Origin of the sequence: Vibrio sp. 10N.261.51.F11, from assembly GCF_041471665.1 — a bacterium.
In the GTDB taxonomy this organism is placed as follows: domain Bacteria; phylum Pseudomonadota; class Gammaproteobacteria; order Enterobacterales; family Vibrionaceae; genus Vibrio; species Vibrio crassostreae_C.
Genome location: NZ_JBFROW010000071.1, coordinates 1 through 13375 on the forward strand (window position 1 = coordinate 1; position 13375 = coordinate 13375).

12 protein-coding genes and 1 tRNA gene are annotated in these 13375 nt (G+C 44.2%); 6 read left to right on the forward strand and 7 right to left on the reverse strand.

Annotation, left to right across the window (positions count from 1 at the left end; genetic code table 11):
- Positions 1–155: 155 nt before the first annotated feature.
- The 3 genes from AB4351_RS19340 to AB4351_RS19350 all read right to left on the reverse strand — a co-directional run bounded on the left by AB4351_RS19340 (position 156) and on the right by AB4351_RS19350 (position 2571).
- Positions 156–1409: an HD-GYP domain-containing protein gene (locus tag AB4351_RS19340; protein ID WP_017063746.1), complete on the reverse strand. Its 1254-nt coding sequence runs from the start codon at positions 1407–1409 to the stop codon at positions 156–158.
- Between the two features lie 83 nt (positions 1410–1492).
- Positions 1493–1900, reverse strand: a complete 408-nt coding sequence (locus AB4351_RS19345) for a VOC family protein (protein ID WP_017055297.1) — start codon at positions 1898–1900, stop codon at positions 1493–1495.
- A gap of 586 nt (positions 1901–2486) precedes the next feature.
- Positions 2487–2571: transfer RNA gene (locus AB4351_RS19350), tRNA-Leu, on the reverse strand.
- Positions 2572–2765: 194 nt separating this feature from the next.
- Between AB4351_RS19350 and AB4351_RS19355 the strand changes: the two genes are divergently transcribed.
- Entirely contained in the window at positions 2766–3242 is a 477-nt protein-coding gene (locus AB4351_RS19355; protein WP_017058939.1) for an RDD family protein, read from the forward strand.
- Between the two features lie 64 nt (positions 3243–3306).
- Here AB4351_RS19355 and lptG read toward each other — a convergent pair whose 3' ends face one another.
- On the reverse strand, positions 3307–4377 hold the full coding sequence (gene lptG / locus AB4351_RS19360; RefSeq protein WP_017058938.1) for an LPS export ABC transporter permease LptG: 1071 nt from the start codon (positions 4375–4377) through the stop codon (positions 3307–3309).
- Between the two features lie 3 nt (positions 4378–4380).
- The gene (gene lptF / locus AB4351_RS19365) at positions 4381–5481 is read right to left on the reverse strand and encodes an LPS export ABC transporter permease LptF (protein WP_136989327.1); all 1101 of its coding nucleotides are present in this window, start codon (positions 5479–5481) and stop codon (positions 4381–4383) included.
- 192 nt (positions 5482–5673) lie between these two features.
- Between lptF and pepA the strand changes: the two genes are divergently transcribed.
- The 5 genes from pepA to AB4351_RS19390 all read left to right on the forward strand — a co-directional run bounded on the left by pepA (position 5674) and on the right by AB4351_RS19390 (position 11895).
- A complete protein-coding gene (pepA, locus tag AB4351_RS19370) occupies positions 5674–7194 on the forward strand; it encodes a leucyl aminopeptidase (RefSeq protein WP_017058936.1) in 1521 nt (506 codons plus the stop codon).
- Between the two features lie 99 nt (positions 7195–7293).
- Positions 7294–7743, forward strand: a complete 450-nt coding sequence (locus AB4351_RS19375) for a DNA polymerase III subunit chi (protein ID WP_017071288.1) — start codon at positions 7294–7296, stop codon at positions 7741–7743.
- Positions 7744–7845: 102 nt separating this feature from the next.
- Complete coding sequence (locus AB4351_RS19380; RefSeq protein ID WP_372126908.1) at positions 7846–10719, forward strand: valine--tRNA ligase; 2874 nt, start codon at positions 7846–7848, stop codon at positions 10717–10719.
- Positions 10720–10947: 228 nt separating this feature from the next.
- Complete coding sequence (locus AB4351_RS19385) at positions 10948–11352, forward strand: DUF2061 domain-containing protein (RefSeq protein ID WP_017058933.1); 405 nt, start codon at positions 10948–10950, stop codon at positions 11350–11352.
- Positions 11353–11400: 48 nt separating this feature from the next.
- Positions 11401–11895, forward strand: a complete 495-nt coding sequence (locus AB4351_RS19390) for a GNAT family N-acetyltransferase (protein WP_372126910.1) — start codon at positions 11401–11403, stop codon at positions 11893–11895.
- A gap of 49 nt (positions 11896–11944) precedes the next feature.
- Here AB4351_RS19390 and AB4351_RS19395 read toward each other — a convergent pair whose 3' ends face one another.
- Together AB4351_RS19395 and rraB are read right to left on the reverse strand one after the other, a co-directional pair.
- Positions 11945–12739: a glycosyl hydrolase 2 galactose-binding domain-containing protein gene (locus AB4351_RS19395; protein WP_017058931.1), complete on the reverse strand. Its 795-nt coding sequence runs from the start codon at positions 12737–12739 to the stop codon at positions 11945–11947.
- Positions 12740–12864: 125 nt separating this feature from the next.
- Positions 12865–13281, reverse strand: coding sequence for a ribonuclease E inhibitor RraB (gene rraB, locus AB4351_RS19400; protein WP_017058930.1), 417 nt, complete (start codon positions 13279–13281; stop codon positions 12865–12867).
- Positions 13282–13375 lie beyond the last annotated feature (94 nt).

Below are 13375 nucleotides of genomic sequence, written 5' to 3' on the forward strand. Positions count from 1 at the left end.
GAGGCGGCATTATAGAGATGCCGCTCATATTGGCAAGCAATAAATGCGTTTTTTATTAAAAAAAGAGGTTAAGCGAAGACATTTCAACCAAGGGCTTATTTATACCACTTTCACCCCAAGTTTCGAACAAATTACCCACAACGACCTGTGGATAACTACTCTCCACTATCAAAAAAGTAAGATAAACGAGCCCTAGGGTTTAGATACTCTCGAACTTGTTCAGGTAATTTGCTTGGATGAACGGCATTAACGATTTTGATCTCTTTAATAAAGAGGTCAATGATCGGAGCTTGGGTTCTTGGCACGCTAGGATCATAGATAAGTACATTTGGATAAAGCATATGTTTAGCGTTAACGGATATCACAATCCCAATCGAGTCATTTGAAAGCTGTACTACAGTTCCTGGTGGATAGACTCCCATGAACTTAACTAACAGCCCCAAGTTATCTTGGCTATATAGATGCTTGCAGCTCTTATATAGGTGGGACAGTGCCAAATACGGGATCATTTGTTGAGATTGCGTTTTACCATGGCAAAGGTTATCAAATGCATTAGCCACGGCGACTATCTTGGCAAATTCATCAATCTCATGTTCTTTTAAGCCCTCGGGGTAGCCAGAACCATCATTCATCTCATGATGTTGAGCGATCACCTTTTTAGCACTTTCAGGAAAGTCATCAATTGCCGATACAATATCCGCACCGTATTTAGTATGAAGCTTCAGGTAGTTCTCTTCTGGCACCGTTAGTGCACTCTGCTTTCTTAGTATCGCGACTGGTATTTTGATCTTGCCTACATCGTGAAACAACGCTGCGAATGAGAGGTCTTTCAATTGCTGTGTGTTATAGCCTTTGGCCTTTCCTATCATCAGTGCAACAACCGAAACATTTAGAGTATGAAAGTAAATATCTTCGAAATCTGCTTTAGCATTCATAAGGTGCAAGGTGACGTTATCATCGCTCACTAGAGTTTCAACGATATCATCAACAAGAGCCTTAACCTCCCCTACCGCATCTAAAGGTCTGTTACGGATCTTGGTCATCACAGATCGCATTCGAGCAAGCGAACGTTCAAACTCTCTCTCACAATGACTCACCCTGCGGCGGTAAGAGCTAAGGGTTTCGATACGCTCATGCTTATCTTTCCACATTCTTTCCGTTTCAAGGCTTACCTGTGAATCAATATCGACTTCTTGTTCACCTACGTGATTAACAGGTAAAGGTGAGGTATCACTTTGACTCAGGTTTATATAGACGTGCTTAATCCCAAGATGTCGAATTACTTTTACTTGAGCGTCATCTTTGATTTTAAAGCTGTTGAATAAAAATGGGTGTTCATTCCATTTTACGGGGAGTCGTATATGCAGACCGGGCTGAATGCGATCTACGGTAATCTTTATGCTGCCCATTTTTATATATAATATTGATGATTAATCTCTATTTATAATTCTAATAAAACCAAGCAGCAATTTCACTATCCAATTTCACAGGCTCAACTTAAAGAGTCGCAGTGCACCATCCAGCGTATACCGAATTTATCTTCTACTTTGCCAAATCGAGCCCCCCAAAAAGTATCTGCGAGTGGAGTCATTATCCGCCCTCCCTTCTTGAGCTTTTCAAAGATTTGTTCTTGAGTAGCGGTATCTTCAGTCACAAGAGAGAGAGCGAGATTGTTGCCTTCAAGTTCTTTTGCCTTAACACCATCAGACATCATCAGCTTCATACCAAACGCTTCGAACTCAGCATGCATAACCCAATCAGGTTGAGCGCCCTCGATTACCTGTGGTGCATCACTAAAAAGCTGCTTAGATAAAACCACACCACCAAAGCACTTGTGATAAAAATCCAACGCTTCATTACAACGACCATCAAAAAACAAGTAAGGGGTTACTGTCAGCATATCTATCTCCTCTGTTAGTCCTTTAAACATAGACAATAGAAAAGAGAATGACAGGTAACATCATGATTTAAGATAATTAATTCATTATCAGATCGAATAGCGAAGGGAAATTATGAGATTTAGGAGTGAAACATCAAGATCTGTCTGATTGAAGAGCAACTGCAACGACACGCCGGATTTCAAATTCACATACGTCCAAAACATAGAAAGGTCGCTATAAAAGCGACCTTTCTATGTTTGGTACCGATAGGCGGACTGATTGGACAGGCATTCTTGCCGCCACCGTGAAGGCAATGCTTCCTATACCCCAGATACAACAAAGCCCCGATTTTCATCTAGGCTTTGTCATTTAAATATGGTGCCGGTAGGTGGCTTGACTGGGCTTGCATCCAAGCCGACACGCTGGATTTAAAATTCACAAACGCCCAAAACGACGAAAGGTCGCTATAAAAGCGACCTTTCTATGTTTGGTACCGGTAGGCGGACTGATTGGACAGGCATTCCTGCCGCCACCGCGAAGGCAACGCTTCCTATATCCCAGATACAACAAAGCCCCGACTTTCGTCGAGGCTTTGTCATTTAAATATGGTACCGGTAGGCGGACTTGAACCGCCACGCCCGAAGGCAACGGATTTTGAATCCGTCGTGTATACCAATTTCACCATACCGGCATTATCTTGGGGCATTGCCCTTTCGATGTTTGGCATTATACGTATGCGAACTGATGTGGCAAGTATAAAAACTTGAATTCATGTGTGTTTGCCGATAATTTCGCCACTAAGTCATAAGCTGTGCGTCATGTCTCTTTTCAGGCTAAGCCTTAAACTATATTCTGACGCCTCAATTTTTAAAGAAGTAATAACACATGACATCAACAAACACTCTGCCACCAGCAGGAGTCATGCGCCGATTTGGTGCCTTGTTCTACGACGCTCTGATCGTAATCGCTATTGAAATGTTGGCGGCTGGCGTCATTGTCGCTCTACTGCACGCGCTCATGGCTCTCGGCATTTTTAACCACAGCGGTTATGCCGATGTTAGTGACTTCTTAACCAACCATCCGATTTGGAGCCCTGCATATACCTTTTACTTAGTCGCCGTTTGGGTATATTTCTTCGTGTTCTTCTGGACTAGAGCTGGTCAAACTCTCGGCATGAGAGCTTGGAAGCTGCGCGTTCAAAACAAAGATGGCTCAGCGATCACAGTAACTCAGGCGCTGATTCGTTTAGGTACTTCAGGTTTTGGACTGGCAAACCTATGTGTTCCATTCGATCCTGAAAAACGTGGCTTTCACGATATCTGGGCAAAGACCGAAGTCGTTGTGTTACCACAAGCACGATAATGTGATTTAAGTTAGCTCCAATCAAGATCAAAAAAGGAAGGCGTTATGCCTTCCTTTTTACTATTTACAGTTTCCGCCTCAAGAGCATGATGGCAATTCCAAGGAACACCACGCTCGGGGCTATTGCGCCAAAGGCGGGTGGTATTTGATAAACCAAACTCACTGGGCCAAAGAACTCACTGGATATATAGAAGGTAAAGCCAGCAATAACACCTGACAAAATCCTCGCACCCATGGTCACACTACGCAAAGGACCAAAGATAAACGACAGTGCCATCAACATCATAACCGCGATCGAAATTGGCTGGGTTATCTTTCTCCACAGCGCCAATTCATAGCGTGATGCATCTTGCTCTGACGCCTTCAGATAAGAAACATAATCATACAACCCACTTAACGATAGCTCTTCTGGTTTAACCGTTACTATCGCCAACTTATCTGGAGCTAATGACGTTTCCCAAGAGTAAGTCGGTAAACTTTCTTTAGTAATTTGAAGTTCGTTTTCAAAAGACGTGATCTCTACATCCTTCATCGTCCACACGTTGTCTCCAACGTAATCAACTTCGTCAGAATAAATAGCGGTTTTAAGTGCCTTGTTTTCATCAAAGCGCCACATGTTCATTCCATATAGCTTCTGGTCATCGATTTTGACAATGAAGATGAAGTCATTGGCATCACGAGCCCAGACACCACTTTGCGTCGAAATAATATTACCACCAGCAATCGAGATAGTTCTTAAATCACGAGCCATTTTCTGCGCTTGCGGTGCTCCCCATTGACCAAGCAATGTCACCACGATCATCAGTGGAATAGCTGTTTTAAGTACTGATAGGCCGATATCTAACTTAGAGAAACCAGCTGCCTGCATAACGACAAGCTCAGAACTTGCAGCAAGCATACCAAGCCCTATCAATGCGCCAAGCAATGCAGCCATTGGAAAGAACATTTCGATATCACGAGGGATACTCAATAAAACGAAATACAGCGCTTGTAATAGATCGTATGTACCACGGCCAACTTTTCTTAGCTGTTCTACATATTTGATGATCCCAGAGAGACCAACAAACGTCACCAATACCAGTGACGTCGTTGCGATGATGGTTCTGCCTATATATAAATCGAGAATCTTAAACACGGCTTAAGCCAACCTCTTATTCTTGAATTTTTCTTTCAAACGCCTTACTGGCACGCTATCCATAAAGTTGGCACCAATCGCGACAAATAACAATAACGCATTGATTGGCCACATGCCGATTACCGCAGGAATGCTCCCCTCTTCGATTGAAGACTTGGTTGCACTGATTGCTAAGAAATAGGTGAGATAAATCAGTATTGCTGGGCCGATTTTCGCAAAACGACCTTGTCGAGGGTTTACCGCAGACAGTGGCACGACAAGCATGGTCAACAATGGAATACAAAGTACCAAAGAAATACGCCACTGCAACTCTGCTTTCGCACTATTATTTGAGTTACCAATCAGTTCAAGCGTAGGGATCGCTTCCCAGTCTCGACCTTTCTTCTCAACTTCACGCTGACCAATCAGGCCTTCGTATTCTTCAAAGTGCGTCACCCTGTAGTCGAGGCGAGTCGGAATGCCTTCATGACGAGTACCATCGTACATTACGATCACTTGGCGACCATCACTGAGCTCTTTTACATCACCTGACTTCGAGAACATCACACTTGGCAGTACAGAATCACGCGGACGCATTTGAGCTACGAACACGTTTTCTAACTTATTACCGTTGATATCATCAATAAACACGACAGAAGAGCCATCCGGCGTACCTTCAAACTTACCTTTTGGCAGTAAATCCACACTGTTCTCTGCAGCCACTTCTTCATACATTTGCTCAACTTTATCTTGCGACCAAGGAGACAGCCAAAATGAGTTAAAAGCAGCAACAGATGCTGTGATTAAGGCCAAGTAAAGTGCAGATTGAATAAGGAATTTATTACCAATACCAGTCGCGTTCATTACGACTATTTCACTTTCAGCGTAAAGGCGACCAAAAGTAAGCAAAATACCAATATAGATACTGAGTGGAAGCATCAATAGGCCCATCGCTGGCATATTTAAGCCAACAATCGACAATATAAGACTCGCAGGGATATCACCATCAGAGGCATCCGCTAAAACACTGATGAATTTTTGGCTGAGAAACACGAGAAAGAGAACAAAAAAGATCGCAAATTGGCTCTTGATTGTCTCGCGGATCAAATATCTAACAATAATCACGCTCAAATTACCTATACAAAACTTGTTTTTTTGATTGAATCACTATAATTTCCCGTTGAACCTTTTATTTTTTTAAATTTTTAGCTAAGTGTTAGCGTTCTTCTTTAAGGTTAGTTCCATTATAGGATCCAACAAGTAAGAACCCATTATCTAACATTTAGTTCGATTTGTCTTCAGGATGTAGGAGTACGCATGGAGTTCAGTGTAAAAAGTGGCAGCCCAGAGAAACAGCGCAGCGCATGTATCGTTGTCGGTGTATTCGAACCGCGCCGCCTTTCTCCAGTAGCCGAGCAATTAGATAAGATTAGCGATGGCTACATTAGTTCACTGCTTCGTCGCGGTGATCTAGAGGGTAAACCTGGCCAGATGCTACTACTGCATCAAGTACCTGGTGTACTTTCAGAACGTGTTCTACTGGTAGGCTGTGGTAAAGAACGTGAGCTAGGCGAGCGTCAATACAAAGAAATTATCCAAAAAACCATCAGTACACTAAACGAAACAGGTTCTATGGAAGCTGTATGTTTCCTTACAGAACTTCACGTTAAAGGTCGCGACACTTATTGGAAAGTTCGCCAAGCGGTAGAAGCGACTAAAGATGGTCTTTACACATTTGACCAATTCAAGAGCAACAAGCCAGAGACTCGTCGCCCACTACGTAAATTGGTATTCAATGTACCAACACGTCGCGAATTGAGCCTGGGTGAGAAAGCAATCTCTCACGGCCTTGCTATTGCTTCAGGTGTGAAAGCATCGAAAGATCTAGGCAACATGCCACCAAACATCGCAAACCCTGCTTACCTTGCTTCTCAAGCTCGTCGTTTAGCCGACGATTACGAGACAGTGAAGACTAAGATCATTGGCGAAGAAGAGATGGAAAAACTGGGTATGACATCATACCTAGCAGTTGGCCGTGGCTCTAAAAATGAATCGATGATGTCTATCATGGAATACAAAGGCGCTCCGGATCCAGATGCGAAGCCGATTGTATTAGTAGGTAAAGGTCTGACTTTCGATTCAGGCGGTATCTCGCTTAAGCCTGGTGAAGGCATGGATGAGATGAAGTACGACATGTGTGGTGCGGCGTCTGTATTCGGTACAATGAAAGCACTGGCTAAGCTGAACCTGCCTATTAACGTGGTTGGTATCCTAGCCGGTTGTGAAAACATGCCGGGCAGCAATGCTTACCGTCCAGGTGATATCCTAACGACAATGTCAGGCCAAACGGTTGAAGTACTCAACACTGATGCTGAAGGTCGCTTGGTTCTATGTGATGCTCTAACTTACGTTGAGCGTTTTGAACCTGACTGTGTTGTCGATGTTGCTACGCTAACTGGCGCATGTGTTATCGCTCTAGGTCACCACATCAGTGGCGTTCTATCGAACCACAACCCACTTTCTCACGAACTTGTTAATGCTTCAGAGCAAGCAAGTGACCGTGCATGGCGTCTACCAATGGCAGACGAGTACCATGAGCAGCTAAACAGCCCATTCGCTGATATGGCGAACATCGGTGGCCGTCCTGGCGGCACAATTACTGCTGGTTGCTTCCTGTCTAAATTCACTAAGAAGTACCACTGGGCACACATCGACAGTGCTGGTACTGCTTGGAAGTCAGGCGCAGCGAAAGGCTCGACAGGTCGTCCTGTCTCAATGCTAGTCCAATTCTTATTGAACCGCAGCGGCCAAGAGACTGAAGAGCAATCTTCAAAATAATAAAAAGGGCCTACGGGCCCTTTTTTAATAAGCGCTATTTGTTAGACCCTGTTAACCAAGTAACATTGATATCCACGATTTTCAGTTCGAGTATTAAGTATGCAGACTGCTACATTTTACATTGTGCCTTCAGACAGCCCGCAAGCCAGCGAAGATGGTTTTGCTCACTATGTGCTGTTTCTTGCTCAGCACTTTGCGAAACAAGGCGCTAAACTTTACCTCAACTGTAATGACAAAGAGCATGCCGAGCGTATTGCTGAAGTTTTCTGGCAAGTCGAGCCCAGTGAGTTTATTGCGCACAACTTGGTTGGCGAAGGCCCGAAGTATTCAACCAACATCGAAATTGGCTATCAAGGCGTAAAACATAATTGGAATCGTCAGCTCGTAATTAATCTGGCCGATAATCATACAACCTTTGCGAACGCCTTTGCTCAGGTGATAGACTTCGTCCCTTGCGAAGAAAAAGCTAAGCAACTCGCTCGAGAAAGGTATAAAATTTACCGTCAGGCTGGATATCAGCTACAAACTATCGAGATTCAACATCCATAGTCAAACCTCATAGTTAAAGCTATCTTTGGATTTAGATTCAAGAAGCTTCACTTATGAAGTTTGACCACGATTAACCATTCACAGTATCCGTTTAAGAGCACTATGGAAAAGACATACAACCCAACATCAATCGAACAAGCTCTGTATAAGACTTGGGAAGAGAAAGGCTACTTTAAGCCACACGGTGACACATCAAAAGAAGCTTACAGCATCATGATCCCGCCACCGAACGTCACTGGCAGCCTACACATGGGTCACGCGTTCCAAGATACGATCATGGATACGCTTATCCGTGCTCAACGTATGAAAGGCAAAAACACGCTTTGGCAAGTGGGTACTGACCACGCTGGTATCGCAACTCAAATGGTTGTTGAGCGTAAGATTGCTGCCGAAGAAGGCAAAACAAAACACGACTACGGCCGTGAAGCTTTCATCGACAAGATCTGGGAATGGAAAGGCGAATCAGGTGGCACGATCACTCAACAACTTCGTCGTCTTGGTGCATCTGTAGATTGGGATCGTGAACGATTCACCATGGATGACGGCCTATCGGCTGCGACTCAAGAAGTGTTTGTTCGTCTATACGAAGAAGACCTAATCTACCGTGGTAAACGTCTAGTAAACTGGGATCCTAAACTGCACACTGCAATCTCGGATCTTGAAGTTGAAAACAAAGACAAAAAAGGTTTCATGTGGCACTTCCGCTACCCGCTAGCGAACGGTGTTAAAACGGCTGATGGTAAAGACTACATCGTTGTTGCGACTACACGTCCAGAAACCATGCTTGGCGATACTGGTGTTGCTGTTAACCCAGAAGATCCTCGTTACAAAGATCTTATCGGCAAAGAAATCCTACTTCCTGTTGTAAACCGTCTTATCCCTATCGTAGGCGATGAGCACGCAGACATGGAAAAAGGCACGGGTTGTGTGAAGATCACTCCAGCTCATGACTTTAACGATTACGAAGTGGGTAAGCGCAACAACCTACCGATGATCAACATCCTAACGTTCAACGCTGATATCCGTGATGCTGCGGAAGTCTTCACAACGAACGGCGAAGAATGCGATGTTTACTCAACAGATATCCCTGCTAAGTACCAAGGCATGGAGCGTTTTGCTGCACGTAAAGCTATCGTTGCTGAATTCGATGAGCTTGGTCTTCTTGAAGAGATCAAAGATCACGACCTAACTGTCCCTTACGGCGACCGTGGTGGCGTGGTTATCGAACCAATGCTGACTGACCAATGGTACGTGCGCACAGCTCCTCTTGCAGAGCCAGCAGTTAAAGCCGTTGAAGATGGTCAAATCCAATTCGTACCTAAGCAGTACGAAAACATGTACTTCGCGTGGATGCGTGACGTGCAAGACTGGTGTATCTCTCGTCAACTTTGGTGGGGACATCGTATCCCAGCATGGTACGACAACGATGGTAAAGTTTACGTAGGTCGCACTGAAGAAGAAGTTCGTGAAAAGAACAACCTAGCGCCTGTTGTTGTGCTTAAGCAAGACGACGACGTACTGGATACTTGGTTCTCTTCTGCACTTTGGACGTTCGGCACACAAGGCTGGCCTGAAGATACTGAAGCACTGAAAACATTCCACCCATCTGAAGTACTAGTATCTGGTTTTGATATTATCTTCTTCTGGGTTGCTCGTATGATCATGATGACCATGCACTTCGTGAAAGACGAAGATGGCAAGGCTCAAGTACCTTTCAAAACTGTTTACATGACGGGTCTTATCCGTGATGAAAACGGCGACAAGATGTCTAAGTCGAAAGGTAACGTACTTGACCCAATCGACATGATTGATGGCATCGGCCTTGAAGAGCTAGTAGAAAAGCGTTGTGGCAACATGATGCAACCTAAACTGGCTGCTAAGATCGAAAAAGCGACACGTAAGACTTTCGAAAACGGTATCGAACCATACGGTACTGATGCGCTACGTTTCACTCTTGCTGCTATGGCTTCAACTGGCCGTGACATCAACTGGGATATGAAGCGTCTTGAAGGTTACCGTAACTTCTGTAACAAGCTATGGAACGCAAGCCGTTACGTACTAATGAACACAGAAGAGCACGACTGTGGCATGTCACTGTCTGTAGAAGACCGTGCAAACATGGAATTCTCTCTAGCAGATAAGTGGATTGAATCTCAGTTTGAAGTTGCAGCGAAAGAGTTTAATACTCACCTAGACAACTACCGTCTAGACATGGCAGCAAACACGCTTTACGAATTCATCTGGAACCAATTCTGTGACTGGTACTTAGAGCTAACTAAACCTGTTCTTTGGAAAGGTACTGAAGCTCAACAACAAGCGACTCGTTACACGCTTATCACGGTTCTTGAGAAGACTCTGCGTCTTGCTCACCCTGTTCTTCCTTACATCACTGAATCTATCTGGCAGAGCGTTAAGCCGCTAGTAGATGGCGTTGAAGGCGAGACAATCATGACTCAAGCGCTTCCTCAGTTTAATGAAGCTAACTTCAATGCTGAGATCGTTGACGACATCGAATGGGTTAAGACTTTCATCACTGCTATCCGTAACCTACGTGCGGAATACGACATTGCACCAAGCCAAGGCTTAGAAGTAATGATCAAGGTTGCTGATGAGAAAGATGCCGCTCGTATCGAAGCGAACAAGATCGTTCTTACTTCTCTAGCTAAGCTAGACGATATTAAAGTTCTAGCTGATGGTGAAGAGACTCCTGCTTGTGCAACTAAACTGGTTGGCAAATCTGAGTTGATGATCCCAATGGCGGGTCTTATCGACAAAGATGCAGAGCTTGCTCGTCTAGATAAAGAAGTCGCTAAGACTCACGGCGAGATTAAACGTATCGAAGGTAAGCTAGGTAACGAAGGTTTCGTTGCTAAAGCACCAGAAGCAGTTATCGCGAAAGAGCGTGAAAAGCTTGAAGGCTACAAGGAAACTCTTGTTAAGCTTGAAGAGCAAAAAGCGACAATCGCTGCGCTTTAAAACCGAGTGAACGAGAAGGCTTCAAACTTCTCGGTCTAAATAGAAAGGTTGGTCTTGGTGACCAGCCTTTTTTTATGTCCCTGATTCCAATATTCCAATGCTTCTCACTCTAGCCGCACTGATTGATAGGTTTCATCTATCAAATTAATCTCTACTTCCCATTATACTTAATGATAATAATTCTCAATAATAGACCTATCAAAACAACACAACGACTGAGTAATTATCATGAAAAAGACACTAACCTTTGCTGCATTACATTTTACTATCGCATTTAGTGTCGCTTATGTACTAACAGGCGACATCTTAATTGGTAGCTTAATCGCTATGATTGAGCCCTCTGTGAATACTGTTGCCTTCTATTTTCATGAAAAGGCGTGGGCTCAAGTTCCAGCTCTTAAAGCTCGCCAGTGGATGACCAAATTAAAAACAGCAAGCTTTGCTACCATCCACTTTAGTGTTGCCTTTACCGTTGTCTACTTGTTGACTGGAGATGCTTTCATAGGCGGCGTGATGGCTTTGCTAGAGCCAACTTTAAATACCGTTGCTTACTACTTCCACGAGAAAGTCTGGTTACGTAAATCAGGCGACCAAATGGCACAACAACAATTCTGTTTGCACCAACATGCTTAGTCACCATATATTGGGTCACATATTTAGTGACCCTTTCATAGGCAGATCATGGAACAAATTGCTGAGTTCACCCTTAGACCCATTACACCGCAAGACAACCCAAGCATCGCACAAATCATTCGCCAAGTTTCGGCTGAGCATGGGCTCACAGAAGATAAAGGCTATGGCGTGGCCGATCCAACACTCGACGATATGTACTCTGTCTATAGCCAAGCGAATGCAATGTACTGGGTTATCGAACACAACGGAAAGATCGTCGGAGGCGGTGGCTTTGCCCCTCTAGCAGGTAAACCCAATGTGTGTGAGCTACAAAAGATGTACTTCTTACCGCAAACTCGAGAGCATGGCCTAGCCAAGCGAATTGTCGCTTTGAGCTTAAAGCAAGCCAAGCAATTTGGGTATCAACACATGTATTTAGAAACGACGGAGTGCTTGGGTGCTGCGGTCAAACTCTATGAGAAGCTTGGGTTTGAGCATCTTGAGTCAGCTTGGGGAGAAACAGGCCACGACGCTTGTGAGGTTGTCATGGCCAAATCGTTATAAGCAGAATGCGCCGCTATAGCGAAAGAAGGTAGCACTAAAAGATTATGAATTAGCGTAAAAAGTTACTGACGCAAGAAGTTGGGTTCAAGGCAACAAAAGAACTCTCTTCTTGCCCATCAAGTACCACTTCTAATGGGTATAGATACTTGGGGTTAGGATTCTCAATATCAAAAATGATAGGAGCTTCGACCTGGAACACGACGCCAGTATGTTCAGCGCGTACATCAATCGGCATCACGAGAGTCATACCATTAAACTTGATGGATGCCGATACTAACCCCGCCTTTAGCGTTTGATAGATAACATCCACTTTAAACTCACAGCCACCACCGTGGTGCCAGATCTGCTCTGTGACAACTTGCTCTAGCTTGACGTTTCGAACGAACTGCAGGTATGGCGCTTGCCAAATCCCGATGCGTGAATCAGATTTAGCGATAGCCTGTGAAGATACAGAGTCATCCATGTCTTCTTCAAGCAATAGGCTCTCCTCTTCTTCAAGGAAAAGGATCTCGAAACGGTTTCGGCCGGACTGCATATAAGGACGGATATCTTTACGGTATTCAGCTTGGCTACCATCACAATCAAAAACAGCCACACCATTAAGTCGAACTTCAGCAAAATAATCGACTCCAGCCATCACTAACTCAACAAATGGACACGCTAACATAGCGTCATCCACTTCGATGTCGTGCATCAGGTGCCACTCTTGCTCTGCAATTTGACTTTCACTCAAGCTATCAGGGAGCTTTGAGCTTAACGGAGCCGGAAAGGTGATGTCATCTTGTGGGATAGAGAGATCCGTCAGTGGCGAAATTTGCCAAAGACCATCGAGAAGCAACCGCATATCATTCCTTGAGCTAGATCAATTTTGACCGCATTATAATGAATGAATGCATATAAAGACATTTATTTTTCTGAGGGTAAAAAAATGCCAGCTCGAGGCTGGCATTTTTTAAAATTGGGAAAGAATTACTCTTCGCCTTCATCATCTTCGTCTGGGTAGATAGCATCTTCACCTTCGTAGTAAGTGCCCCAACCGTCGTAGATAATGTCAAACTTCTCTGCAAGGTTTACAAGCTTCTCAACTTGCTCATCAATCGCTTCTGCATTCAGAGTACATTGCATCGTTGCATCACAACAAAGTAGCTTATTGCCATCTTCGTCTTCTGTCTCTTCAGCTTCAAGCACTTCAAAGCCCATTTTGAATGCTTCAACAACCGCTTTCTCAAGCACATCGAAATCTTCAGCAAATAGGTGATGCTCGATATCGTATAGAGCTTCAGGATCGCTACCATCTTCAATTAATGCTGTAATGATGTCGCGAGTCTCTTCCTTTTGAAATTCAATTAATTCCGCTACTGATAGATATTCATCTTCGTGAGACATGTGTCTGCTCCAGAGTGTTGACTATGAAAAGATCAAATTTGATTGCCACGAAATATGGCACGGATCGTCCAGAAAAGCCACCCAGATCAGGCCT